The 24,046-nt window shown below is 66.0% G+C and carries 23 protein-coding genes; 11 read left to right on the top strand and 12 right to left on the bottom strand.

The window, feature by feature from the left end:
- The first annotated feature begins 48 nt into the window (after window positions 1-48).
- The 5 genes from ACQR1B_RS00965 to ACQR1B_RS00945 all read left to right on the top strand — a co-directional run bounded on the left by ACQR1B_RS00965 (window position 49) and on the right by ACQR1B_RS00945 (window position 2,852).
- On the top strand, window positions 49-273 hold the full coding sequence (locus ACQR1B_RS00965) for a hypothetical protein (protein ID WP_434832717.1): 225 nt from the start codon (window positions 49-51) through the stop codon (window positions 271-273).
- A gap of 599 nt (window positions 274-872) precedes the next feature.
- Complete coding sequence (locus tag ACQR1B_RS00960) at window positions 873-1,064, top strand: hypothetical protein (RefSeq protein WP_434832718.1); 192 nt, start codon at window positions 873-875, stop codon at window positions 1,062-1,064.
- 143 nt (window positions 1,065-1,207) lie between these two features.
- Complete coding sequence (locus ACQR1B_RS00955; protein WP_434832719.1) at window positions 1,208-1,966, top strand: hypothetical protein; 759 nt, start codon at window positions 1,208-1,210, stop codon at window positions 1,964-1,966.
- Between the two features lie 177 nt (window positions 1,967-2,143).
- Window positions 2,144-2,344, top strand: coding sequence for a hypothetical protein (locus ACQR1B_RS00950; RefSeq protein ID WP_434875124.1), 201 nt, complete (start codon window positions 2,144-2,146; stop codon window positions 2,342-2,344).
- A gap of 244 nt (window positions 2,345-2,588) precedes the next feature.
- Window positions 2,589-2,852 (top strand): DUF1488 domain-containing protein, encoded by a 264-nt coding sequence (locus ACQR1B_RS00945; protein WP_434832720.1) that lies wholly within the window; start codon window positions 2,589-2,591, stop codon window positions 2,850-2,852.
- Between the two features lie 666 nt (window positions 2,853-3,518).
- Here ACQR1B_RS00945 and ACQR1B_RS00940 read toward each other — a convergent pair.
- The 4 genes from ACQR1B_RS00940 to ACQR1B_RS00925 form a co-directional block, all read right to left on the bottom strand.
- On the bottom strand, window positions 3,519-4,715 hold the full coding sequence (locus ACQR1B_RS00940) for an acyl-CoA dehydrogenase family protein (RefSeq protein WP_434832721.1): 1,197 nt from the start codon (window positions 4,713-4,715) through the stop codon (window positions 3,519-3,521).
- Window positions 4,716-4,994: 279 nt separating this feature from the next.
- Complete coding sequence (locus tag ACQR1B_RS00935; RefSeq protein ID WP_434832722.1) at window positions 4,995-6,008, bottom strand: formamidase; 1,014 nt, start codon at window positions 6,006-6,008, stop codon at window positions 4,995-4,997.
- 145 nt (window positions 6,009-6,153) lie between these two features.
- A complete protein-coding gene (locus ACQR1B_RS00930; RefSeq protein WP_434832723.1) occupies window positions 6,154-6,717 on the bottom strand; it encodes a TetR/AcrR family transcriptional regulator in 564 nt (187 codons plus the stop codon).
- Between the two features lie 209 nt (window positions 6,718-6,926).
- Window positions 6,927-7,388 carry a DUF1348 family protein gene (locus ACQR1B_RS00925; protein ID WP_434832724.1) on the bottom strand — a complete coding sequence of 154 codons (462 nt, stop codon included), beginning with the start codon at window positions 7,386-7,388 and terminating at the stop codon, window positions 6,927-6,929.
- A 269-nt stretch (window positions 7,389-7,657) separates the two neighbouring features.
- Between ACQR1B_RS00925 and ACQR1B_RS00920 the strand changes: the two genes are divergently transcribed.
- Window positions 7,658-9,247, top strand: coding sequence for an ATP-binding protein (locus tag ACQR1B_RS00920; RefSeq protein WP_434832725.1), 1,590 nt, complete (start codon window positions 7,658-7,660; stop codon window positions 9,245-9,247).
- Window positions 9,248-9,338: 91 nt separating this feature from the next.
- Window positions 9,339-9,899 carry a hypothetical protein gene (locus ACQR1B_RS00915; RefSeq protein ID WP_434832726.1) on the top strand — a complete coding sequence of 187 codons (561 nt, stop codon included), beginning with the start codon at window positions 9,339-9,341 and terminating at the stop codon, window positions 9,897-9,899.
- A 57-nt stretch (window positions 9,900-9,956) separates the two neighbouring features.
- On the opposite strand, the gene ACQR1B_RS00910 is transcribed toward ACQR1B_RS00915, so the two are convergent.
- Window positions 9,957-11,318 carry a UDP-N-acetylglucosamine-peptide N-acetylglucosaminyltransferase gene (locus ACQR1B_RS00910; RefSeq protein WP_434832894.1) on the bottom strand — a complete coding sequence of 454 codons (1,362 nt, stop codon included), beginning with the start codon at window positions 11,316-11,318 and terminating at the stop codon, window positions 9,957-9,959.
- A 409-nt stretch (window positions 11,319-11,727) separates the two neighbouring features.
- Here ACQR1B_RS00910 and ACQR1B_RS00905 point away from each other — a divergent pair, with 409 nt between their 5' ends.
- A complete protein-coding gene (locus ACQR1B_RS00905; protein WP_434832727.1) occupies window positions 11,728-11,979 on the top strand; it encodes a hypothetical protein in 252 nt (83 codons plus the stop codon).
- Between the two features lie 292 nt (window positions 11,980-12,271).
- On the opposite strand, the gene ACQR1B_RS00900 is transcribed toward ACQR1B_RS00905, so the two are convergent.
- Window positions 12,272-12,529: a hypothetical protein gene (locus tag ACQR1B_RS00900; RefSeq protein WP_434832728.1), complete on the bottom strand. Its 258-nt coding sequence runs from the start codon at window positions 12,527-12,529 to the stop codon at window positions 12,272-12,274.
- Between the two features lie 331 nt (window positions 12,530-12,860).
- Between ACQR1B_RS00900 and ACQR1B_RS00895 the strand changes: the two genes are divergently transcribed.
- On the top strand, window positions 12,861-13,682 hold the full coding sequence (locus ACQR1B_RS00895) for an outer membrane protein (protein WP_434832729.1): 822 nt from the start codon (window positions 12,861-12,863) through the stop codon (window positions 13,680-13,682).
- 70 nt (window positions 13,683-13,752) lie between these two features.
- Here the strand turns inward: ACQR1B_RS00895 and ACQR1B_RS00890 are convergent, their stop codons facing one another.
- The 5 genes from ACQR1B_RS00890 to ACQR1B_RS00870 form a co-directional block, all read right to left on the bottom strand.
- Window positions 13,753-14,883, bottom strand: coding sequence for an ABC transporter permease (locus ACQR1B_RS00890; protein ID WP_434832730.1), 1,131 nt, complete (start codon window positions 14,881-14,883; stop codon window positions 13,753-13,755).
- A gap of 3 nt (window positions 14,884-14,886) precedes the next feature.
- Entirely contained in the window at window positions 14,887-17,634 is a 2,748-nt protein-coding gene (rbbA, locus tag ACQR1B_RS00885) for a ribosome-associated ATPase/putative transporter RbbA (protein WP_434832731.1), read from the bottom strand.
- The gene (locus tag ACQR1B_RS00880) at window positions 17,631-18,731 is read right to left on the bottom strand and encodes an HlyD family secretion protein (RefSeq protein WP_434832732.1); all 1,101 of its coding nucleotides are present in this window, start codon (window positions 18,729-18,731) and stop codon (window positions 17,631-17,633) included. Before ACQR1B_RS00880 ends, rbbA begins: the two co-directional genes overlap by 4 nt.
- Window positions 18,732-18,850: 119 nt before the next feature.
- Window positions 18,851-19,063: a hypothetical protein gene (locus tag ACQR1B_RS00875; RefSeq protein WP_434832733.1), complete on the bottom strand. Its 213-nt coding sequence runs from the start codon at window positions 19,061-19,063 to the stop codon at window positions 18,851-18,853.
- A 14-nt stretch (window positions 19,064-19,077) separates the two neighbouring features.
- The gene (locus ACQR1B_RS00870) at window positions 19,078-20,079 is read right to left on the bottom strand and encodes an AraC family transcriptional regulator (RefSeq protein ID WP_434832734.1); all 1,002 of its coding nucleotides are present in this window, start codon (window positions 20,077-20,079) and stop codon (window positions 19,078-19,080) included.
- A 238-nt stretch (window positions 20,080-20,317) separates the two neighbouring features.
- On the opposite strand from ACQR1B_RS00870, the gene ACQR1B_RS00865 reads away from it, so the two are divergent.
- Entirely contained in the window at window positions 20,318-20,740 is a 423-nt protein-coding gene (locus ACQR1B_RS00865) for a GFA family protein (RefSeq protein ID WP_434832735.1), read from the top strand.
- Window positions 20,741-20,891: 151 nt separating this feature from the next.
- A complete protein-coding gene (locus tag ACQR1B_RS00860; protein ID WP_434832736.1) occupies window positions 20,892-22,025 on the top strand; it encodes a helix-turn-helix transcriptional regulator in 1,134 nt (377 codons plus the stop codon).
- Window positions 22,026-22,033: 8 nt separating this feature from the next.
- Here ACQR1B_RS00860 and ACQR1B_RS00855 read toward each other — a convergent pair whose 3' ends face one another.
- Entirely contained in the window at window positions 22,034-23,980 is a 1,947-nt protein-coding gene (locus tag ACQR1B_RS00855) for a tetratricopeptide repeat protein (RefSeq protein ID WP_434832737.1), read from the bottom strand.
- Window positions 23,981-24,046: the final 66 nt, after the last annotated feature.

The following is a 24,046-nucleotide window of genomic DNA, read 5'->3' as shown; positions in this document are numbered from 1 at the left end:
ATTTCACGCTGGCGACGGGACGTCCTGCACTATCCTCTCGTCATGAGCATGCCTGAAGCAGATGGCAAACAGCGCAAAACCCGGCAGAGCGCCCAAGTACCGGCGCGGGATCTGATAGATTTCTATCGTCGTTGGGGCGAATTTCGCGATTCTGCGACGGCGTTGTCGCAACGCGCGGAGCTTCCACCGGACGAGCGCGAGACGTTGCGCTGGATGATCCTTCTGGTTGACCGAATCGGCGAACAGGATGTCGGTCCGGTCGACCGCAGTTGAGCGGCCGAAACTGAGACGACCCGTGTCGGATTTGGACAACAGCCCGGCGATCTCTTTTCACACCTAATTCACTCACCGCCTCCAATGCCCACGCATACAGTCGGCACGCGGGTTCGATCCGCAGTGGTCGTGTCGTGTTGGACGTAGTTTGTCGATTTTCACCGTCGTTCCTGCCATCGGCAATTCATCGACCGGTCCGTCAGTGACTGTGTCGGCACCGGCGCGGCGCGCGATACTGCGTGTGAACATCGTCGAGTTTCCTGCGAGGCAAGGCCCCATCAACGCGGCCCTGCGATCAGCGCTCGTCAGCGTGTTGTCGCAGGGCAGCCCGTTCGTAAAGCATCCCGATCGCGCGGTGCGCTTCCGGGCACGTCAGATCGTTGGAGGGAGCCATACGCAACAGGCCTGCCGCCGACGTGCATTAGTCCCGAACGGCTTCGGCGCTCCGCGATCCAACGAGCCGCAGCGCCGCACGATCCCATCGCCGATGCCCGGATCGGGGCGGCGCTGGGCAATAAGACGCGGCGGCGTGGCGAGCGACCTCGCAGACGACCGCCCGCGCGGAAGTGCCCACGGTCGATCTGCAACAGGAGACTGTCATGCCTTCGAACTATGTCGAGATGCCCGGAAGTCATCGCGAGTCGCCGGGCAACAACAAGATTGGAGGGATCGGCTACGACGCCGGCCCCCGCTGGAATGCGTGCACCGGCCTCGGCGTACCCGACGGCACCAAGCTGCTCGCCGTGTTCCAGCAGGCCGCGGGCGTTTCGGTCTCGGCGGCGGCCGCCTGAACCTCGTCCGGCAGCGCGGAGGGGGGATACGGCTCCGCGCGCGAATGCCGCGGGGCCGTTGCCCACCTGCACGCTGCCGGACGCGCCGGGCGATCGCCGAACGTGGCGGTCCGGGTTTCAATCCATCGACTGGGAGGATTACCGTGTTGCGACCCATCTTCGTTCTATCGGCGGTGCTGGTTTCGGGCTGCGGCCTCGGCAACGGCTCACATGGCGTTTCGGTCAAACCCAGCGAGGTGCACGCCTTCGCCGGCGTTTGCTCGGCACCGGTCGCCGACCTCACCCCGATGGGCTATACACTGGCCGGTTTCGATTTCGTCGACGAGCAATGCGGCGTCTTCTTCGACGGGATCATCGAGTTGAGCAAGGACTCGCGCTACGCGTCCAGCTCGATCGCGACCGCGAACACGCAGGCCGCACTGATCATGGCGGCGGTCAACACCGCGGCAAGCTCGCTCGCGATCGTCGCGGCGGGCAGCGAGCTGGCGCGCAGGCTGATCGACGGCTACGCGGCCGAATACGCGTTCTCGCCCTATGCTCTCGAGGTTCGCCAGCTCGTCGTCGACGCACTCAGCGCCTACCGGGCCGACGCCAAGACAGACGCCGCCATCACGGCCTTGGAGACGATGTCGGTGCCCGGGGACGCCTATTGCCTCGCGAACAACATCGTTCGCAACTACGCCAAGATCTGCTCGGTGGCGAACGTGGAAGCTCTGGCACGGCAGGCCGTTGCAAACTCCAGGATCGGAAAAGCCGACGGACCGCCCGCCGCCGGCGCGGTGCGCGCCTCGACACGCCTGCAACCGTTCGCGACGAGGAGCGCGCGCCGTGCCACGGCAGAGGAATCGGCGAATTTCCGGCGTGGACTGTCCTTGCCGAACTACACGGCCGGAAAGCCCTGAACCTGGCCGCGGTTCAAAGCCGGAGGGCCCCCGGAAGGTCCCGATTTGATTCGATCGTGGCCTAGGCGGAACGCAGCCGGCACCCCATATGAATATCGTCGCCGACCGGCCCGTGGCATCTATCGGTGATGAGAACGCCGTTGCGCTCCCGTCTTCACCAAATGAGGGAGCACCGCCATGCTGAATCGGCAAGTCTTCGAGACATCATCGACGTTGGAATATCGCTTGACACAAAAGGCCTGCAGCCTGCGGAGCGAAGCCGAGCAGATGCCCATTGGCGACGGTCGTGCCGAGCTGCTTCGGAAGGCCGACCAGATGGATGTCGCCGTTCAGATCAATCAGTGGCTCACGTCGCCCGGATTGCGCGCTCCGACCTGATTCCAATGTGGCGGGGCGCTCCGCGCGGCCGCGATCCGCACCAACAAATGCGTGGCTATTTCATGCGAAAGAGCGCGCGGTCGCGCATGTGAGCCCGCAACGCATTGCGGACCGGCATCGGACCGACACATCGACGCGCTGTGGACCCGTTTCCGACAGCGTCCATTCTGGCAACGTCATTCTGGCAACGTTGATGGCTGCGCCAGCGATCGAGGAGCGAACGAGCCACGAGGGAGCGACTTCAATGAACCTGACCTTTCCCAATGAAAGCCGGAGCTACGACGTCACGCGCAACGCGGTGCGGTTCTGGGGATATATGAGTTCGATCGAGTGCTCGTTTTTCGTGACGGTCGACGCGCTCCGCCGGATCCATCCTCATCCCGTGCAGGACAAGGCAAGCTTCCTCGACGCCTTCGACGCCCATCGCGACCTGATCTACAAGACCGCCGCAAAGGTGTTCGCACGAGGACGCAAGGGATCCTACGAACTGGTCCCCGCGGACTTTTGACGGCGCGCGCCGAGGCCGGTGCCGCATTTCCAGGGGCGATTCAGCCTGCCCGCCGGACGACACGCCGGCCTACGCGCGTCTCGCCTTCGCACCGGCTTTGACCGGCGGCATCAGCTGGGCAATCTTGTGGAGGCAGTCGGCTTCGGAGGCATGTGGACCTGAGACGAACGTCCCGCTGACCTTTGTCGAGTACCATCCCGAGGAGACGCCGAGACGAGACGCTTCTTCGGTCTGAACGTGGCGCGGCGAGAGATTTGTCATGGGATGCTTTCCGCTCCGACCGCAAGGCCGGACGCTGAGTGAGAGGACGTTGGGTGAGAGGACGTTGATTTCGGTCGCTTGTGCGCCGACATCCGGCGACGGTTGTCGAGATCGGCGGACCGTCATTCAGAGGGGAGCGCTGGGGTTCATGCGCTGAGCAGCCGCATGATCTGTCGAGATCCTCTCCATCTCACCCGCGGACAATTGGCGCTGCGATGCCCCTGATCCGGAACTTGTTGCTTGAAGATGACGACGTCGCGTCGGGAACGAATGGTGATGCGCGGCTGCCTTTCCGGACGAACGCCTGCGCTGGCGCGGCCCGTGAAACAGCATGCGCCACTTCGGCCGCCTTGGCCACCGCTTTCTTCCGCGCTCGTGCCAGCCCGTCGCCGGCCGGCGACGGCATCATCCGCGAACAGCCCCGGTGCGCGACTTCTGGAACTCGCGGGCGACGATGAGCTTCTGGACCTCGGTCGCGCCCTCGTAGATGCGCAGCGCGCGGATCTCGCGGTAGAGACTCTCGACGATCTCGCCCTTGCGCACGCCGCGACCGCCGAACATCTGCAATGCGCGGTCGATGACGCGCTGCGCGGTTTCGGTGGCGGCGAGCTTGGCCATCGCAGCCTCGCGCGTGGTCGGCAGCCTCTGCACGTCGCGGCGCCAGGCCGCGCGATAGGTCAACAGCGCCGCCGCATCGGTCTCGGTCGCCATCTCGCCGAACGCGCCTTGTGTCATCTGCAGATCGGCCAGCGCGCCGCCGAACATCTTGCGGCTCGCAGCATGCGCATGCGCCTCGTCGAGCGCGCGGCGGCCGAAGCCGAGCGCGGCGGCAGCCACCGAGGCGCGGAAGATGTCGAGCGTCTGCATCGCCAGCTTGAAGCCGCCGCCGGGCGCGCCGAGCCTGCGGCTCGCCGGAATGCGGCAGTTCTGCAGGCGCAAGGTCGCCAGCGGATGCGGCGCGATCACCTCGATGCGCTCGGCGACCGCGAAGCCGGGATCGTCGGGATAGACGACGAAGGCCGAGATGCCGCGCGCCCCCGGCGCCTCGCCGGTGCGGGCGAACAGTGTGTAGACGTCGGCGATGCCGCCATTGGAGATCCAGGTCTTCTCACCGTCGAGAACATAGGTCTCGCCGTCGAGCCGCGCGGCGCATTCCATCGCGGCGACGTCGGAGCCCGCCTCCTTCTCCGACAGCGCAAACGCCGCCAGCCATTCGCCGGCGCGCACCTTGGGCAGCACGTGCGCGCGCAGCTCGGGCGAGCCGCCGAGCGCGATCGCGCCGGAGCCCAGCCCCTGCATGGCGAAGGCGAAGTCGGCGAGGCCGTCGGCATAGGCCAGCGTTTCCCGCGACAGGCAGATGGCGCGGGAGTCGATCGCGCCGGCATCCGCATCCGGCGCCACGACCGCGCTGTCGAGCAATCCTGCTGCACCGAGGGCGCGCACGATCTTGCGGCAGGCGGCGTCAACATTGCCATGATCGACGTCGTCGAGACTGCCCGAGCCGACGAAGCGGTCGAGCGCCTCGCACAACACGCGGTGCTTGGGCTCGAAGAACGGCCAGTCCAGCCAGTCGCGGGGGATCACCTTCGCCGATGCACTCATGATGGACCTGCTCGCCAATTATTTTAAACATAAAATAATTGGCGGCGCGCAGGCCTGTCAAGGTTCCAGGTGGTCAGCGCGTCGATGCCCGCCGTCCGCCCAGGCCTTTGCATAGGACTTTTTGACCTTTTGCTCGTCTGCCTCCACAGCCTCATGCCCGGGTGCCGTCCCGGGCATCTACGTCCCTCTGCGTATGCTGAACGACATGGATGGCCGGGACGACGCCCGGCCATGACGGCGGAGGTAGTCGCGCTTCAGCTTGCGCTGCCCGTCCTTCGGTCACTCCGCCGCCTTGGCGATCTTCCCGAACGCGCGGGTTGGCGCCGGAAAGCCGCAGGAGGTGCCGTCGGTGATCTTGACCTGGTCCTCCCATGGCAGCCGGTAGGTGCCGGCCACCATGTCCTGCATGAACGTGTAGGGACAATCCATCGCGCCGCCCTTCACCGCGACATAGCCGCGATGCCAGAGCTGGTAGATGTTGTTCTCGACGCCCCAGTTGATGCGCGCCTCGCGCACCAGGTCGGGACGCACCTCGGCGGTGATGATCTCGTCGGCGCGGCCGGTCGTGCCGTGCGCGAGAATGCTGCCGTCGAAATTGACGATCATGCCCTCGCCCATGGAGTCGAACGAGCCGTCGGAGCCGCACATGCAGACGTTCGCGGTCACCATCAGGTTCTGGAACGCGTTGGCCTGGTTGGTGAAGCGCCAGCTGTCGCGGATCGGCGCGGTGTAGCCGGCCGTGCGGATCATGATCTCGGCGCCCTTGTAGGCACATTCCCGCGCCATCTCCGGGAACATGCCGTCATGGCAGATGATGAGCGCGATCCTGGCGCCGCGCGGCCCGTCGATCACGGGAATGCCGAGATCGCCTGGCTCCCACGGCTCGACCGGAATCCACGGATGCAGCTTGCGATAGTACAGCTTGATGTCGCCGTTGCTGTCGATGATGAGGCCGGAATTGTAGGGATTGCCGTCCGGATTGTACTCCATGATCGAGAAGCAGCCCCAGATCGCGTTGTCGATGCAGGCCTGCTTGAAGGCTGCGACCTCGGGACCATCGAGCCGGCACATGATCTCCGGATTGGTGTCCATCGACAGGCCGTGCAGCGAATATTCGGGAAATACGACGAGGTCCATGGTGCCGAGATTGCGCCGGGCCTTGCCGACCATCCAGACGATCCTCTCGGTCTGCCGCGCGAGGTCCGCCTTCGTCACCACGACGGGAAGCTGCAGCTGCACCAATCCGATGACCATACCATTGGGGGATTTGTTGAGACCGCCTAACCCGTTCATGCCGGACCTCCCTGATTGTCGCCGCTGATCGGGACGTTGCCCGAGACAAGGCCGAAGACAACCACGAATTCCAGCAACCCGCGCGCCGATATTTCAGCCCGCCGACTGCCGCTTGCAGAGGCAGCGCCTGCGCGCGCGTTCCTGATCACATCGTCGCTGGCCGTTGCAGGCGCCGCTGGAACCGCGCCAGCGCGCGGCCGAACACGGCCTCGTCACCGGTCGCCCGCGCCAGCACCAGCGCGCCCTGGATGCCGAGCACCACCTCCTCGGCGCTGTCGGCGGCCTGTGCCGCCGGCCAGCCGCCGCGCATCAGCGCATCGCGCAAGGCGTCGATCCAGCGCGTGAAGTAGCTGGCGATCGCTGCGGCGAAACGGTCGCGGGTCCCGTCGAGCGCAAAGGCGCCGACCAGACACACCCGCCGGCCGGAGCGGAAATAGTCGTCGACACCGCGCCACATCTGGGCGATCGCAACGTCCGGCGCGTCGTCACGCAACGGCGCATAGATCTCGCGCTCGAACCAGCCGTCGACATGCGCCAGCACGGTGCGCGCCATCTCGTCCTTCCCCCCGGGGAAGAAGTGATACAGGCTGCCCTTGCCGAGTCCGGTCTTCTCCGTGATGCGGCTGAGCGATGTGCCCTCGAAGCCGAACTCGCGGAACACCTCGGCGATGACGGGGATGACGTCGGCACGCTCGTTCAGCGTCCGCATGACGCGCCTGCTTTCAGGTTTTCGAAGCATCCAATTGGCGCTGCAGGTCCAGGATGTCGCCCGCCGTGGATGGCCGGGACGACGCCCGGCCATGACGGCGGAGGTGGAGCTGGGCACAAGCCAAGATCCACATCTGCGGCCGCTCTGCCTCGGAGCAGACAGGTCAACGGAGGTCGCCCCGGGCGGTTCGTGCCTCGCGCATCACAAGGCTACAATCCCAACTCGGTCAGTCCGGGATGATCGTCCGGCCGGCGGCCGAGCGGCCAGTGATACTTGCGCTCGCTCTCCTTGATCGGCAGATCGTTGATGCAGGCGTATCGCCGCTGCATCAGCCCCTGCGCATCGAACTCCCAGTTCTCGTTACCATAGGAGCGATACCAGTGACCGCTGTCATCGTGCCACTCATAGGCGAAACGGACGGCGATCCGATCGTCCGTGAAGGCCCAGATCTCCTTGATCAGCCGATAGTCCAGTTCCCTTGCCCATTTGCGGGTGAGGAAGGCGACGATCTCGGCGCGGCCGGTGACGAACTCGGCGCGATTCCGCCAGCGGCTGTCTGGCGTATAGGCCAGCGACACCCGCTCCGGATCACGGCTGTTCCAGCCGTCCTCGGCCAGGCGTACCTTCTGGGTGGCGGTCTGCAGGGTGAAGGGTGGGGCCAGAACGCTCATGCGACGTCTCCATCTGTAGCAATCATCGGACATTGTACCAATCGGTACAGTCAGTCAAGTCCGGCAGGTGGACCACCGCCGACGGCGGGTTGCAGACAATATACTTAGAGTTGCAGTGCCCCCCGATCTCCGGTGCAAATCTACCAACATGCGAATCGCGACTCTCAGTGCCCTTGTGCGCCCAGCGGAAATTCGATGATCTGCAAACGGAACCGGCCGAGCCGCGGGGACGACACGGACCACCGGCTACACGTTTGGGGATATCGGACATGTCGATGCTCACGCCGCATGGCGAGTGCCTGCTGTGGACCCCTGAATTGATCTGGGTGAACGCAGTCTCCGACATCCTCATCTCCTTCGCATTTTTCACCATCGCGTTCGTGCTCGGCTACATGGTCTATCGTCGCCGTGACTTTCAGTTCAGCTACATCTTCTGGGCCTTCGCGCTGTGGGTTTCCATCTGCGGGCTGACGCGGCTGATCGAGGTGCTCACGCTCTGGGTGCCGGCCTACACGCTCGAGGCCGCCACCAAGGGCCTGCTCGCCTTCATGTCGGTCGGCATCGCCGCCGCGCTGCTTCTGCTGCTGCCGCGGGTCCTGACGTTGCCTTCCCGTGCCCAGCTCAGGCAGGCCTATGCGCAGCTCGAGGAGGAGACACAGCAGCGGCGCAGCGCGGAGGCCATGGTCAAACGCTTCCAGGAAATCGAGGCCACCGAGGCGCAGGTGCGGCAGGCGCAGAAGATGGAGGCGATCGGCCAGCTCACCGGCGGCGTCGCCCACGACTTCAACAACATCCTGACCGTGATCACCGGTACCATCGAGATCCTGGCCGACGCGGTGAGGGACCGGCCGCAACTGGTGCAGATCACCAGCCTGATCAACGCCGCGGCCGCACGCGGCGCGGACCTGACGAAGCACCTCCTGGCTTTCGCGCGCCGCCAGCCGCTGCAGCCGCGCAGCGTCGACATCAACGGCATGGTCGTCGATACCGCCCGCCTGCTGCGCCGGACGCTCGGCGAGCAGATCGAGATCGAATCCATGCTGGCGCACGATTCCGCGCCGGCCATGATCGACCCCAGCCAGCTCTCGACCGCGATCCTCAATCTCGCGCTGAACGCGCGGGATGCCATGCCGCACGGCGGCAAGCTGACGCTCGAAACCAAGAACGTGCTGCTCGACGAAGCCTATGCGCGCATGAACCCGGAGGTAATCCCCGGCAACTACGTGATGATCGCGGTGAGCGACACCGGCGAAGGCATTCCGGCCAATCTGCTCCACAAGGTGTTCGAGCCGTTCTTCACCACCAAGGACGTCGGCAAGGGCGTCGGCCTCGGGCTGAGCATGGTCTACGGCTTCGTCAAGCAGTCCAACGGGCACATCAAGATCTACAGCGAACCGGGTCATGGCACCTCGGTGAAGCTGTATCTGCCGCAGGCCAATGCCGATGCGGACGCCGCCATCTCGGACATCGGCGCCGCCGGCATGGAGCGCGGCGACGAATCGATCCTGATCGTGGAAGACGATGCGCTGGTGCGCGAATATGTCGTCGCCCAGATCAAGCGCCTCGGCTACACCACGCTGGCCGCCAGCAAGGCCGACGAAGCGCTGGCGCTGATCGACAGCCCCGTGCGGATCGATCTGCTGTTCACCGACATCATCATGCCTGGCGGCATGAACGGCCGCCAGCTCGCGATCGAAGCCTTGAAGCGGCGTCCGAACCTCAAGGTGCTGTACACGTCCGGCTATACGGAGAACGCGATCGTGCATCACGGCCGGCTCGACGCCGGCGTGCTGCTGCTGACCAAGCCGTATCAGAGCGTCGATCTCGCGCGCATGCTCCGCACCGCGCTGAACGCATGATCTGCCTGCCTTTCGCAACCCCTGATCCGGCTGGCCTGCCGGCGCGTTTCGAGATCGGCGACCATCGCCGGTGAGGCACCGAGGCCGTTGAATGCGCAACATATTCGGACGCTGGCTGGCCGCCATCCAGGCCTATGCGTCGGCCGGCGATCCGCAATCCGACATCGCCGCCAAGGTCGCGCTGGTCATCGTCTCCAACCAGCCGTTCTATCCGCTTTATCTCCATGCGCTGGTGGGCGCGGCGGCGTGGCCGGCCTGGCTGACATTGCTGACGACGCCGTTGTTCGCGAGCGTACCGGTGCTCGCGCGGCGCAATCCGTTCGCCGGCCGCGCCCTGATGGTCCTGACCGGCACGGCCAACACGGTGTTCTCCGTCAAGCTGTTCGGCGCACAGAGCGGCGTCGAGCTGTTCCTGCTGCCCTGCGCCCTGCTCGGCGCGCTGCTGTTCCGGCCTGCGGAGCGCCTGGCGTCGCTGCCGCTGCTGGGGCTGCCGTTCGTGTCCTATCTGCTGATCGATTCCCGCCTCGGCGCGCCGTTGATGAAAGTCGACGCCTCCAACTACGCATCGCTGGTGGCGATCAACGCGACCAGCGTCGGCGCGCTGACGGCGCTGATCGGGATCCTCGCGGCCGCACGCATGGCGGCGAAGTAGGGGCAACGCGTTGCGACACCTCCGAAGCAACCCAGGCTCGGTCGCGCACAGCCGCGCTCAGCAGCTGGACGCCCAGATCGGCTCCGGCGCGCCGCCGCTGCGGCGGCGGTGCCACATCTGGTCGTAGAGATCCTGCAGCGACCGGGCATAGGCGGCGGCGTCGAACAGCGGCGTGGCCAGCCGGTTGTGCCAGAGCCTGGCCTTGGCCGCCCGCAGCAGGTCCGGTTCGGCGGCAAGCGTCAGCGCCACCGCCAGATAATCGGCCTCGTCCTTTGCAATCAGCTCGGGGCATCCGACCGCGTGCAACAGGCTGCCGGCCACCCGGGAGGCAAACGTATCGCCGGCGCAGCTGACGACCGGCACGCCGGCCCACAGCGCGTCGCTCGCCGTGGTATGGGCGCCGTAGGGCGCGGTATCGAGCACGAGATCGGCGAGCTGGAGCCGGCGCAGATGCTCGCTCTGAGTCATCTCCGGCGCGAATACCAGGCGGCCCGGCGCCACGCCGCGCCGGAGCGCCTCGCCGCGCAGATTGCCCTCGGCCTGATCCGACGCCAGCAGCCACAGCACACTGTCGGGCGTCGCGTCGAGCAGGCGGCACCACAGGTCGAACGTGGCGGGCGTGAATTTGTAGGCCTGATTGAAGCAGCAGAACACGACGCCGGTGTCCGGCAGACCGACCTCGGCGCGGGTCGGCGGCGGGCCGATCGCCGCCCGCCCGTGCGGCTGGTAGGAATGCGGCATGTAGGCGAAACTCTCGGAATAATCGGCCGCGGCCGCCAGCGGCGTCATGAACGGATCGGTGATGATGTAGTCGCAGATGCCGCCGCCGAGCGTTCCCGGATAGCCGAGAAAGTTCACCTGAACCGGCGCCGGATGCAGCATCAGGATCCCGGTTCGGGCGCCGCGCGTATAGCCTTTGAGGTCGACCAGGATGTCGATCTGCGCGGCATGCACCATGGCCGCGGCGGCGCTGTCGCTGAGCGCCGTGACGTCGTGGAATCCGTCGAAGGCATCGTGCAGCCGGCCCCGCATCGGGCCGCGGTCGTCGGCCCCGAACGAAAAGGCGTGCAGCTCGCACCGTGCGCGGTCATGCGCCTCCAGCGCCTCGACGAGCAGGTGCGCGGTGGCGTGGTCGTGGAAGTCGTTTGAAAGGTATCCGACACGAAGCCTGTCGCGGATCGTCAGGTCGAAGCGGAAATCCAGCCGTGCCCGTTCGGCGCCACTGGCGGCGATGCGGTCGCGGGTCCACAGCTCGGAACAGATGCGATGCTCGCCGGCGCTCATGCCAGGCACCGAAAGCAGCAGGAACGGCGGAATCTGCCCCGATCGCGCCTCTGCCAGCGACAGCCGGGCATCGGTCGACGACTGGGCGAAATCGTCCCAGGCACACATGCCGCGGTCGCGCCCGAGCGATCTCATCGTGTCCTTCATCACCGGCGCCGCCGGCTGCGTGATCCTCAGCAAGTCCTGCAGCAAGTCCTGCGCCAGCCGCGGTCGACCCGCCGTCGCTGCTCATTCAACTGTCATCCCGGACAAGTCCGGCACCGCGCCAGCAGTATCGGACGCAGATCCGGGATCCATAGCCACCGTCAGCGTTGTCGCACACGCCGGAGCGGCGTTCTTCGCGCCACCGAGTCCCGTGGCGATGGGTCCAGGGTCGGCGCCACCGCGTCGCGATGCGACGCCGTGGCTTGGCCGGGACGACAGCTGTGATGAGGATGCACTGTCGCAACTCACTCGCTCAGCCCTGGGCAGGTTGAGTCGCCCGTCGGGCAGGCTGTTCAGGCGTTGCAGGGCCAGTTCAGGGTCCTGACCGAACTGAAACCAGATGCGCCGAAACGCTGATTTCGAACGCCCGTTCAACGCGATGACCGTTGTCCAGATGCCGCCGCAAAAATATTCTTCTTTCGTTTTATCGGAATTTATTGTCTGCTGCGCCCATACCGCCTCGGGCAGAGGGCGTATCGCGGTCGTCACGGCACGCGAGGCGGGGAGCGATGGCCGCGACGGGTCGCAGCATGTCCTGCAAAGGCGTGCCGACGAACGGTTCGTTGCGGACGGCGAAGTCGTGTGGTCCTGACACCCCGATGCTGGTGTCTTCAGCGCAATGCGCAAGCGTTGTCGCGGATACGGTGGCCAGAAAGCCCGGTGCACCGAGGAGAGCACGTATAAGCCGTAGCCCATCGCGCAGGGAAGGCCGGGCGTGTTCGGCCAGACCTGTGGTACCTGCCGCCTGCATTTCTTGTCGCAGGCGGGCCACGGGCGCGGCCAGCGCTCGGCCTTCCCTGCCCCTCTCGTCAGAGAAGGGCCAGAACTCCGAACAACTCGGGCGCAAAACGCGTCGCGGGAATGAGACGGTGCGCGCCGGCGTCCTACGCGGCCGCCATCTGCCACGGCTGCGGCGTGTAGGAGGGGGTGTGATGGTTGAAGTTTGCCGGCGGCTGCGACGGCGCCTGTCGCGCGACGAAATAGGCTTCAAGCTCGGCGACGGCGCGACATTCCCACTCGGCCGCCTGTGCCAGCAGCGAGTCGCGCTGATGCGGCCGGAATGCCGCGGTCTGCCGGTACAAGGAGGCGATGGTGCGATAGCGCCGCACGTTTTCCATTACCGCTTCCCCATTCATGATCATGATCGCTCTCCCCTCTCCGTCCCCCTCGGGACGAGCCGACGGTGCACCCTCGCACTTTGCGAAATCGTTAGCGGGCTGCGGGGCGCGTTCGGATGGTTGGTAAATCGTTGCCGTCGCGCGGCACGTCGAATTGGCCGGCATTATCAGCAGAGGTATCGAATGACCACGCGTGGAGTTACGAGGTCTTAACGCTAACGATACAACCGCTCGACAGTGACGCGATCACAGTCCTATCCGATCGCGAGTGTTGTAGCTGAACTACAGCCAGAGCCGCCGGATTGTGAGAACTTTATGTCTGAAAGTTGCCAATTTTATCTAGGGATTGAAACCGATGAAAACGCTTGCGTCAGCCATATCGTTGCTTCTCGCCAGCTCGCTCGGCGCTCTCGCCGCGGATCTGCCGGCCCGCTACACCAAGGCTCCTCCGCCGGTCGCGATCTACAATTGGACCGGCTTCTACTTCGGCGGCAATGTCGGCTACGGCTGGGGCCGGTCGAACCTGAACACAGTGCTGGACCAGACCAGCAGCTGGCAGGTCGAAGGCGCCGCCTTCCAGAATCAGTTCGTGAGCATCAGCAACAACCGCCTCAATCCGGCCGGGGTTCTCGGCGGTCTGCAGGCCGGCTACAACTGGCAGAGCGGCGCCGGCGTGTTCGGTCTCGAGGCTGATTTCAACGGATCGGACCTCAACAAGCGGGTGATCTACACCGCTGCCAATCCGCCTACGACCCGTACGTTCAACGAGAGCATCCGGAACGACTGGTTCATGACCGTGCGCGGCCGCGCCGGCTATGCAATCGATACGACGCTGCTGTACGTGACCGGCGGTCTCGCCGTCGGTAACGTCAAGGGAAGCTGGGATCTGACGTCGGCGAACGGCTACACCAAGACCGCCTCGGCCAACGAGACCCGCGTCGGCTGGACCATCGGCGCCGGCGTCGAGCATGCGTTCGCGCCGAATTGGACCGTCAAGTTCGAATATCTCTATACCGATCTCGGCAGCATCAACTACACGTCCGCTTATGTGCCCGGCAGCACCTTCGCTCCGCCCGGATCGAACTACGTCGAGCGCCTGTCGCAGGACTTCACGTTCCATACCGCCCGCGTCGGCGTGAACTACAAGTTCGGCAGCCCTGTCATGGCCCGCTACTGACGGCAAGCGCGATGCAAGAGGCCTCGGCTCAGCTGAGGCCTTTTTGCTTGGATCAACGGAATGGGGCGGCCTAGGCGCCGGCTGTCGCGATCGCCGCGCGGAAGCGCCACAAGGTCAGCGCCAGCATCAGCGCGCCGATGGCCGCAACCGCCAGAAATTGCGGCCAGACGACGTCGAGCCCGGCGCCGCGATAGAGGATCGACTGGGCGAACGACACGAAGTGCGTCGAGGGCCAGGCCTTCATGATGGTGGCGAGCCAGACCGGCTGGCTCTCGACCGGAGTCATTCCGCCGGACAACAGGTTCATCGGCACGGCCACCAGGATGTAGAGCAGGCCGAGCTGCGGCATCGACCGCGCGATGGTGCCGAGAAACAGCCCGACGGCGGTCGCGAAAAAGAGATAGAGCACGGTGCCGGCCATGAACAGCGGGATCGAGCCCGTGATCGGCACGCGCAGGACTCCCTGCACGACGGCGTAGAGTGCGACGGCGACGGCGGCCGCGATGACGAGCGCGTTGGCCCAGATCTTCGACATCGCGATCTCGAACGGCGACAGCGGCATCACCAGCAGATGATCCATGGTGCCGTGCTCACGCTCGCGCACCAGCGCCGCGCCGGCCAGGATGATCGCGAGCATGGTGACGCTGTTGATGATGCCCATCACGCCCTCGAACCAGGCGGTCGTCACATTGGGATTGAACGCGATGCGCGTCACCAGAGTGACCGGCGCCGGCGTCGACGTCTCCGAGCGGGCGACGAACCAGGCGACCTCGGTGTTGATGATCTGCAGCGCATAGCCGGAGCCGATCCCGGCCTGGATCATCGCGGTGGCGTCGACGTTGACCTGCACCGCGGGTTTCCGCCCGGCGAGCACGTCGCGCTGGAAGTTCGGCGGGATGTCGAGCACGAAGGTGAAGCGGCCGCTGTTCATCAGCGGTTCGACCTGGCTCTGGCTGATGTGGACGGGCCGCTGGAAATACGGCAACTGGAATGCGCCGGCCAACCGGCGCGACAGCTCGGAGCCGTCCTCGTCGACGATCGCGATCGAGGCCCAGTGCAGCTCCTGCGAACTGCTCTGCGCCTGGCTGATCACCGCCACCGTAAACGAATAGATCACGAGCCCGATCAGCACGACGTCGCCGAACAGGCTGCGCAGTTCCTTGGTGCCGAGCCAGAAGATGTTGGAGAGCGAGCGTCGCATGCCTCACCGCTCCTGCTTCGGCAGCATCGCGAGACTGAGCCCGGTCAGTATGGGAATGAAGACCAGCAGCACCAGGATGTCGGCGCCGACATCGGCAAAGCCCAGTCCCTTGGTGAAGGTGCCGACCGTGATCGGGCGGTAGTAGGTCATCGGAAACACCATGCCGATCATCCGCGCGACACCGGACAGCGACGAGACCGGCACCAGCATGCCGGAAAACTGGGTCGCGGGCATCACGGTGAGGATCGCCGTGCCGAACAGCGCCGCGATCTGGGTGCGGCAGAAGGTCGAGATCAGCATCCCGAAGCCGGTGGTCGTGAAGACGTAGACGACGGTGCCCGCCAGCAGGGGCAGGAAGGCGCCCTTGAGCGGCACGCCGAACAGCACCAGCGCCATGACATACATCAGCGCGAAGTTCACCAGCGCGACGGCGACATAGGGCAGCTGCTTGCCGATCAGGAATTCCAGCCGCGTCACCGGCGTGACATAGAGGTTGGTGATGGAGCCGAGCTCCTTCTCGCGGACCACCGCCAGCGCCATCAGGATCGCCGGAAACAGCGCCAGCAACAGCGCGATCGTGCTCGGCGCCATCGCATTGATGCTGTCGAACGACTGGTTGTAATTGAACCTGATCTCGACATCGACCGGCGAGGCCGGCAGCGGCTGCGTCGTCTTGACCGCGGGATCGGACAGATAGAGCTGATGCGTGCCCTCGAGATAGCCGCGGATGGTCTCGGCGCGGAACGGCATCGCGCCGTCGATCCAGGCCGACACGAAGGCCGGCCGGCCGCGCTTGATGTCGACGCCGAAGTTCGGCGGGATCTCGATCGAGGCCTTGATGTCGCCGCTCTTCATGCGCCGCTCCAACTCGGCATAGTCGGCCAGCGGCGCCTTCTCGACGAAATAGCGCGAGCCTCGGAGCTCCGCGAGATAGGCCAGGCTCTCCGGCGTCTGGTCGCGATCGAGCGCGGCGAAGGTCAGGTTGTTGACGTCGGTGGAGATGCCGAAGCCGATCACGATCATCAGGAACGCGGTGCCGAACAGCGCGAACATCAGCCGGATCGGATCACGGATCAGTTCCAGGCCTTCGCGGATCGTATAGGCCAGCAGCCGCCGCAGGCTGAAGGCCGCACGGTTTTGGTTACCGGCGGACCGATCGGCGGAATGCGGACCGGGCCTCGCCTGCGTGAGCGTGACCGGCGGGTCGCCAACCCCGGCATCCTGCTCGAGGAACGCAATGAAGGCCTGTTCGAGCGTCTGCGCCTGCTTGGCCCGGACCAGGCCGTCCGGCGTGTCGGTCGCCAGCACACGACCCTCATGCATCAGCGACAGCCGGTCGCAGCGCGCCGCCTCGTTCATGAAATGCGTCGAGACGAAGATCGTCATGCCGTCGTTGCGCGACAGTTCGATCAGCAGCCGCCAGAACTGATTGCGCGCGATCGGATCGACGCCCGAGGTCGGCTCGTCGAGGATCAGGAGGTCCGGCTTGTGGACGATCGCGACCGCGAGCGACAGGCGCTGGCGAATGCCGAGCGGCAGATCGGCCGCGAGGCCGTCGACATGCTCGATCAGATCACAGCGATCGATCAGCTCCGCGATCCGCTCGTCGGCGGCATCGAGCGGCAGGTGGAACAAGCGCGCATGCAGCACGAGATTCTGCCGCACCGTGAGCTCGCCATAGAGCGAGAACGCCTGCGACATGTAGCCGACGCGGCGGCGCGATTCATGGTTGCCGGCCTCCATCGAGCGGCCGAAGATCAGCGCCTCGCCAGCGCTCGGCGGCAGCAGCCCGGTCAGCATCTTCATCGTCGTGGTCTTGCCGCAGCCATTGGAGCCGACGAAGCCGAAGATCTCGCCCTTGCGGATCTGGAAGTTCACCCCATTCACCGCGGTGAAATCGCCGAAGCGGCAGGTCAGGTCGCGGGCGACGATGACCGTCTCGTGGCTGCCGTCGAGCTCGGCCTTGACCGGCATCTGCGCATGATCGCCCGAAGCGTTCGCGGGCAGCAGCGCGATGAACGCGTCCTCGATCGTCTCGGCTCCGGTCCGCGCCTTGAGTTCGGCGGGCGTGCCGGTCGCGAGGATACGGCCGTCGTTCATCGCGATCAGCCAGTCGAACCGCGCGGCCTCCTCCATATAGGCGGTCGCGACGATGACGCTCATGGCGGTGGCGCTGCGCGCGCGCAGGCGGTCGATCAAATCCCAGAACTGGCGCCGCGACAGCGGATCGACGCCGGTGGTCGGCTCGTCCAGGATCAGGAAGTCCGGATCATGGATCAGCGAGCAGCACAGGCCGAGCTTCTGCTTCATGCCGCCGGACAGTTTCCTCGCCGGCCGGTCGGCGAAATCCGACAGCCCCGTCGCCTCCATCAGCTCGGCGATGCGCCAGTCGCGCTCAGCTCTGTCCTGGCCGAACAGACGTGCGAAGAAGGCGATGTTCTCGCTCACGCTGAGATCGGGATAGAGATTCTTGCCGAGCCCCTGCGGCATGTAGGCGATCCGCGGGCAGACCTGCTCACGCGCGCGCCGGTCGGCCATGTCGGCGCCGAGCACGGCCGCCTGCCCGTGCTGGATCGCGCGTGCGCCAGCCAGGATCGACAGCAGCGACGACTTGCCGACGCCATCCGGCCCGATCAGGCCGACCACGCATCCGGACGGAATCTCGATCGAGACGTCGTCGAGCGCGGTGACGTCGCGATAGTGCTGGGACAGGTGCCTCACGACCGCGACCGGAGGCGCTGATGGGCTCATGGCACAGCTTGCAGACGCGCGGGCCAGGCCACATCGGCATTCCACCGGACATAGGCCTCGCCGGGCAGTCCGCTCCTGACGGCGTCGGCGTGCTCCGCCAATTTGTCGGGGTCGACGCGCACGCGAATGCGGAACATCAGCTTGTCGCGCTCGCTGCGGGTCTCCACCGTCTTCGGCGTGAACTGCGCCTGGCTCGCGACGAACGACACTTTCGCGGGGATCGGACGATCCGGATAGGCATCGAGCACGATCCGCGCGTCGCTCCCGACCTTGATCTTGCCGACCTCCTCGGTCGGCAGGAAGACGTCCATGTAGACGTAGCCGATGTCGAGCATGGTGAAGATCTTGCCGCCGGCGGCCAGCACCTCGCCGACATTGGCGAGGCGATACTGGATACGGCCGGGCTTCGGGGCGGTCAGGGAGTTGTCGGCGATCTGGACCGTGTAGAGCGCGACATCGTGACGGACGGCGTCGAGCCCGTGCTCGGCCTCCGAAATCTTCGCCTGTGCGCCGGCGACGCCGGCGACCGCGGCATCGAGCGCCTGCTGGCGCTGGTCGGCCAGCTCTCGCGTGGTCCAGCCGTTCTGCAGCAGGCCGCGCGTGCGTTCCATCTCCTGCTCGGCGAGCGTCTTCTGGGTCTGCAATTGCGTAAGACTGGCGCGGGCCTGGTCGACCACGTGCTGCGCCTGTTCGGCCTGGGCCTGCGCCTTCGACAGCGACTGCTGCAGCTCCTTGCTGTCCATCCGGGCGACGATCTGCCCGGCCTCGACGCGATCGCCGATATCGGCGCGGAGTTCGGCCACGCGGCCGGCATATTTGGTCGCGATGTCGATCTCGTCGGCCTCGATGCGGCCGTTGCTGACGCTGATGCCGAGCGGCAGCGGCGGATGCAGCCGTTGCCACCAGACGTAACCGCCGCCTCCCGCTGCGCCGATCGCGAGGACGAGCAGGAGAAACGGCCACCTCTTCCGTCGCGGTGGCGGCTCATGTGCTGCGGAAACGGGCAGCGTCGGAGCGGGGACGAGAGCAGCAGATTCGGTGCGGACGTGCTGAACGGGCCGTTCGTCACCGACGAGCTGGGTGTCCTGCGGATCCATTCCAGGAGGCTTTCTTCTTCGCTGAAGCAGGCGCATCGTTTGCCACAGGCCCACGGGGATCCGTTGACGCAGCTCAAGCGGCCGTTCGCACGTGCCCACCTGTGGCGATCACGTTTGATTTACGGAGCCGAGTCGGAGGTCGCAATGGCATGGATCAGCAGCAGGCTGCTGAAGACGACGAACAGAGCGAAGGCCTGGAATTCGCGCAGCGACATGTCGAGCATGGCCAGCATCCACTCCACCGGCAGGCCGGCCACGATCAGCAGCAGAAAGCCGGTCGCGGAGATGAAGATGCCGTCGAGGATCTTCAGCGCGACCATCTTGGACGTCATCGCCCGCGCTCCTCTCAAGACCTACGTTCGATCGCAGGTTCGCGACCGTTGCCGCGATCGCCCCGCACCTCCCGCGGCGTCAGCCCATACTGACGCCGGAACGACCGGTTGAAATGCGACAGATCGCCGAAGCCTGTATCATAGGCGATGCTGGCGATCGCCAATTGGCCATGGGCCGGATCGCACAGCATGCGATGCGCGTTCGCCAGCCGCACGCCCGACAGGAAGGCGGAGAAGGTAGTGCCGTCGATCTCGAACAGGCGCTGCACGTAACGTGGCGTGACGTTCAGCCTGGCCGCGACCGTCATCACGGAGAGATCGCGGCGCCTGCTGTTGGCGATGAGGAAGGACTTGGCGAGTTTCAGCCGCGCCGCGCGCAGACCTCGCGCACGCATCGTTTCCGCCATGTCGGCTGCCGGCCCGAGCGACAGCGCCAGCAGATCCTGAACGTGGCGCACGGACAGATTGAGCAGCCGCGCATCGACCTCGCCGCTGCCGGTCATCAGCCAGCTGGCATAGTGATCGAGCAGCTGCAGCGCGCCCCGATCGGCCGGGATCGGCCGCATGACCGCGTCCTCGATACTGACGTCGGCGGCCTCGATCATCACGCGAGGCACGAGCAGCGTGAGCGAGTGGCCGTTGCTGGCGCGATGGAAGGCGCAGGGATCGGCACCGCTCATGATCACAGCCTCGCCTTCGCGCAGCTCACAGGTCTGCCTGGCATGCTCGACGAAGGCGGTGCCTCGGCGATTGATCGCGAGGATCACATTGTCGGCGCCGTCGGCGAGATAGCGGCCCGATCGCGAGATCCGCGCCGGCGTGGCCCAGGCATCGAGCAGTTGCAGGCCCGGCAATGTCAGCGCGCGATTGCGCGCCTTCAGCGCCACGTCGGACGCGGGCTCGAAATCGACACGCAACATGACCTGCCCGTAGTGCTCGCGCCAGAACGCCGCGCGCTCCGGCTCCGGAATGTGGTCGGTCGAGAATTCGATGATCCGAGGGTTGAGGTCCGACATGCAATCACCCGTGACTTGACAACGAAGACGTGAGAGCGCCGCGCCGATGACGAAATCGATACCGCCATCATCTCGCGGCCCGCGTCCTCCGATCAGGGGACCTGCCAGCGTGCGTCGTCTTCGAATGTGAAGCGGATCACCTCCGGTCGTGACAGTCCCGGCATTGGTCGCCGGATGCCAAGACGCTTGGGCTCAGGAATGATGCCGTCCGCCGCTCTCACAACACATGAGGATGATGATGACGCTCTCTGGACGATGTTTTTGCGGCTTGGTTCAAATCGAGGTTTCCGGAAGCCCGGAGGCGATGGGCTATTGTCACTGCCGGTCCTGCCGGTCGTGGTCCGGAGGGCCGGTGAACGCTTTCAGCCTGTGGAAGCCGGACGCGGTTAGGATCACGTCCGGGGCCGAGCACGTCGCGATGTTCCAGAAGACATCGCTCAGTCAGCGGCAATATTGCGCCAAATGCGGCGGCCATCTGATGACAAATCATCCGCCGCTCGGACTCGTCGACGTGTTCGCGGCAACCCTTCCCGATCTCGCCTTCGAGCCGGCCGTCCACGTCAACTATGCAGAGACCGTGCTGCCGATGCGCGACGGCCTGCCCAAGCTGAAGGACTTTCCGCGCGAGTTCGGTGGCTCCGGCGACACGATCGCGGAGTAGCTGCCCGCGGGCGCGACGCCTGGAGCGGCGATCGGCTCCAGGCGGCCTCGGCCGTGAACCTCGCACTCTCCGCGACGACCCATGATGGGGAATATCGTCTGCGTCTCAGGGTTGAAATCTCAGACCCGCGCAGCCGGGCCATCGCGGAGAGATGACCGTGGAAAGCGAACGCTATGCGCAGGCGCTGGACGCCATCTATCACGGCTTCGCGGAGCCGGATGGCATCACCGCGGCGCTGGATACGATCCGGAAGCTGATAGGTGCCGAAGGCGCGACCTTCGAAGTGATCGACACGGCCGCGCGCCGGCCCGTCATCTTCCACAGCAGCGGCGCCGCTTCCGCCGAGGGCGATGACTATCTCGCCCATTTCGCGCCACGCAATCCCCGCCTGCCGGTGGCGCTGCGCCAGCAGCGAAGTGGATTGTCCTGGGACTATCAAGTCATGGACGAAAGCACCATGAACCGGGATCCGTTCTATGCCGAGTTTCTGCCGCGCGCTGGACTACGCTATTTCCTCTCGGTGGTGCTGGAACAATCGCCGCAACGGCTCGTCGCCTTCACCCTGCAGCGGTCGCCGCGGCAGGGGCATGTTGGCACGTGCGAGATCGCGCTGATGCGGCGACTGACGCCTCATTTGCAGCGCGCCCATCGGATGCGCAACAGCCTCGTCGCAGCTCCCGGCGGCGACATCGGCACGGCTGCGCTCGACCTCCTGACGGACGGCATCGCGCTGCTCGATCCGAAAGGCGCGATCATCCACGTCAATCCGAGCCTGCAGACGATCTCGGCCGGGAGCGGGCTGTTCCGGATCGACTCCCGCGGCATTCAGTTCGGCTCCTCCGATCTCCGCAGCCGCTATGCGCGCGCGTTCGACGCGGTGACGCGCGACGGCGGTCTTGCAGATGCGGATGCGGCCCTCGACTTCCTCGCACCCCGTCCGGACGGGCTGCCCCCTTGCACGATCTCTCTGCGCGCGTTGCGCCATCCGTGGCCCAGATCCGATTGTCCCGACGCCGCCGCGATGATGCTGGTGCACGACCCGCTGCAGGCGAGCGCCGCGACGCATCTGCTGCAGGATCTGCACGGCCTGACCCGGGCCGAGGCGCAATTGGCCTGCGCCCTGAGCGCCGGTATGACGGCGGTCGAATACGCAGCCTCCCGCGGCGTCAAGGTGACGACCGTATATACGCATCTGAAGCGCACGCGGGAAAAGACGGGATGGCGCAGCGTCGCCGAGCTGACGCGGCGCGTCCACGAAATCTCGATCGGGCTCCGGGCGAATTGATGCAAGGTCTACGTCGCGGCGAAGGCTTCGATCCGCTGCGCCAGCGCCGCGCCGACGCGGGCCACGACAGCGGCGTAGTCGCGGCGCTCATCCTGGCGGAACAGCCGGACGTTCGGGTACCAGGGGCTATCGTCGCGATCGAGTAGCCAGCGGTAATCCGGCGTGTAGGGCAGCATGATCCAGGTTGGCTTACCCAGCGCGCCGGCAAGATGCGCTACGCTGGTGTCGACGGTGATGACGAGATCGAGGTTGTCGATCAGCGCGGCGGTGTCGACGAAGTCGCGGATGTCGGCGGTGAGATCGAGGATGTCGCTGCGCGTCGCGAGCAACGCCTTGTCCGCCGGCCGGGCGTCCTTCTGCAGGCTGACGAAGCGCGCGCCCAGATCGAGAAGCGGCGCCAGCGTCGCCAGCGGCATCGAGCGGTTGTGATCGTTGAGATGCACGGGATTGCCGGACCACACCAGTCCGACGCGCAGACGGTCGTGCGGCCCGAGGCGCTGCTCCCAGCTGGCGCAGCGCGTGGCCGGCGGGCGCGGCAGATAGCACGGTGCGGCAGGGATGGTGTCGAGGCGGGTGGCGAAGGCGAGCGGCAGGCTCGACAGCGGACAGTGAAAGTCGACAACCGGAATCGGATCGACGCCGCGGGCCAGACACTGCGCCACGCCATCGATGCCCGACAACAGCGGCTGCAGCGGCGCGTCGACCTCGAGCACGACGCGCGCGCCCTGCGCTTCCACCATTGCCGCGTAGCGCGCGAACTGGATCGTATCGCCCAATCCCTCGTCGCTGTGGAGCAGGATGGTCTTGCCCGCGAGCGGCGCGTCGGCGAGCCACATCGGCGCGTCGAAGCTGCGCTCGACAAAGCCGACGGCACGGCATTTGCGCCCCCATTCGCGCGCCGCCCAGCCGCGCGCGAAATCGCCGGTGAGCAGCCGGAACAGCGCCGCATTCCAATGCGCGTCGGCGAGGTCAGGCTTCAGCGCCACGGCGCGGTCGAAGCTGGCAAAGGCCTCGTCGAAGCGGTGCAGCTCGGCGAGCGAGGTGCCACGGTGATTGTGGAATTCCGCCGTCTGCGGCCGCATCGCGATCGCGGTGTCGAACACGGCCACCGCCTCGTCGTGCCGGCCGAGATTCTGCAGGATACAGCCGTAGCTGTTGGCAATGTCGGGATCATGGGGCGCCAGCACATGTGCGCGCTGGCCGCAAGGCTGCGCCTCGCCGTAGCGGCGCAGCCGCCGCAACGAGATGCCCTTGAGGCAGAGCACGCCGGCCTGATCCGGGTTCGCCGCGAGCGACCGGTCGAAGCGTGCGATCGCCTCGTCGTAGCGGCCGGCATCGAAATGAACGGCGCCGGCCTTGTTGGCGGCCTCGACATGGCCGGGCGTCAGCTTCAGCACCTCGTCGAATGCCAGGGCCGCCTCGTCGCGGCGTCCCTGCGCGTCCAGCACCTCGCCGAGACGAAACCACGTTGCGGCCCGATCGGGCGCGAGTTGCAGCAGGCGGTCACAGGCGAGTGCCGCCTCGGCATGGCGGCCCGCCAGCTGCAGCAGCTCACCGAGCGCATCCCAGCTCTCGGCGGCATCCGGCTGCAGTTGCAGCGCGCGGTCATAGGCCTTGATCGCCTCGTCGAGGCGGCCGGCCAGCCGCAGCGCCTGGGCGAGGCCGACGAAGGACGCCGGCACGGAGATGTCCAGCCTGAGCGCGCGAGCGAACCATTCGATCGCATCGTCAGCACGCTTGAGCGCGAGGCAGACCTGCCCCATCGCATGCAGTGCGTCGATAGACGCCGCATCCAGCGTCAGCGCGCGGCGGCAGGCGTCCTCCGCTTGCGCCAACTGGCCGGCACACAGCAGCCGCAAGGCCGCGGCACACAGCGCATCGGCCGTTTCATCGCGGCCGGAGGATCCGGGTTTGACCGGAGATTTGCCGGCGGGCCGGGGCGGCTTGTGCTTCATCGAGGGATCTCTGCGCTCGTGCTGCAAGCGGTAGATGATTCCCCGATGCGCGGAAAGATTGTGTCG

It is taken from the genome of Bradyrhizobium oligotrophicum (genome assembly GCF_051168495.1).
GTDB classification, from domain to species: Bacteria; Pseudomonadota; Alphaproteobacteria; order Rhizobiales; family Xanthobacteraceae; genus Bradyrhizobium; species Bradyrhizobium oligotrophicum_A.
The sequence above is the reverse complement of the archived record's forward strand: the minus strand, read 5'-3'. Positions and strand labels throughout refer to the sequence as shown.